Origin of the sequence: Corallococcus sp. CA047B, from assembly GCF_003612065.1 — a bacterium.
Lineage (GTDB): Bacteria > Myxococcota > Myxococcia > Myxococcales > Myxococcaceae > Corallococcus > Corallococcus praedator.
In genome coordinates, this window is sequence record NZ_RAWD01000673.1 from 1 (window position 1) to 993 (window position 993).

1 protein-coding gene is annotated in these 993 nt (G+C 74.5%); it reads right to left on the minus strand.

The genetic code is table 11. The features are described 5' to 3' along the window. On the minus strand, positions 1 to 831 hold an 831-nt coding region (locus tag D7X74_RS42080; RefSeq protein ID WP_120538479.1), incomplete at its 3' end, for a TetR family transcriptional regulator. Positions 832 to 993: the final 162 nt, after the last annotated feature.

Below are 993 nucleotides of genomic sequence, written 5' to 3' on the forward strand. Positions count from 1 at the left end.
GTCCCCGCCGCCCGCCTCGCCTCCGCCCACCGTGGGAGCTGGGTCCGACATGTCGTCCGCGATGAACGTCGGCGCCCGGGGGCCGGTCCGCTGCGTGGGCGCCACCTGGAGGCCCTGGTCCCCCGTCGAGCGCAGGCGCAGGCGCCGGTCCTGGTCGTCGAACATGGACTCCTCCCCGAGGAAGTCGTTCATGCGCCGGTCCAGGTCGCGCTCCTCGCGCACCTCGGTGATGCGCGCCTTCAGGGCCTGGAGCCGCTGGCGCACCTTGTCCTGGCTGTCGCGCAGCGCGTCCGCCTGGGCCAGCAGGTCTTCCGGGTCATCCCCCCGCGTGGCCCCGTCCAGCGCCGGCACCTGGGAGGCGGGCAGCGCCGCGCGCACGGCCTCCCGCTCCTCGCGCACCGACCGCATCTGCTCCAAGAGCCGCGCCCGCTCCGTCCGGTCCGTCGTCGCATCCCAGGCCGAGCGCAGCCGCGTCAGCTCCTGCGACAGCGCGCCGTGCAGCGCCAGGTGCGCGCGCTCGACTTCGCCCTCCGCGCCGGACACCGACCAGGCCAGCCCGGTGAGCTCCCCGCTCAGCTCCTGCGAGCGGCGCAGCGCGGACTCCAGCTCCCCGCCCGTCGTCAGCTTCCCCTGGCGCTGGGACTTGAGCGTTTCGATGCGCGCGGCCAGCCCGTTGAGCTCGTCGCGCAGGCCCTGCTGCTGGGTGCGCAGGGTGCGTACGCCGCTTCGCGCCGCCTGGGCCTTCGCCCGCGCCTGCTCCACCCCGGACGCCGCCCCGGCGGGAGCGCCCAGGAGCAGGCACGCGACAAGGGCTAGGGCACGCAGGATCATCGTGGGGAAACCTTCAGCAAGGCGGATGCCAGTCCCGCCCTCCTGAACGCTTCCCTGGCTGGCCGGAAAGTCTCCTGGTTCCGGGCACCTGGCGCGGAGGAGGTGGGCAGGGGTGGGAAAGCCGGGCGGTGGAAAATCATGGGGCCAGGGCAGGGGTGACGG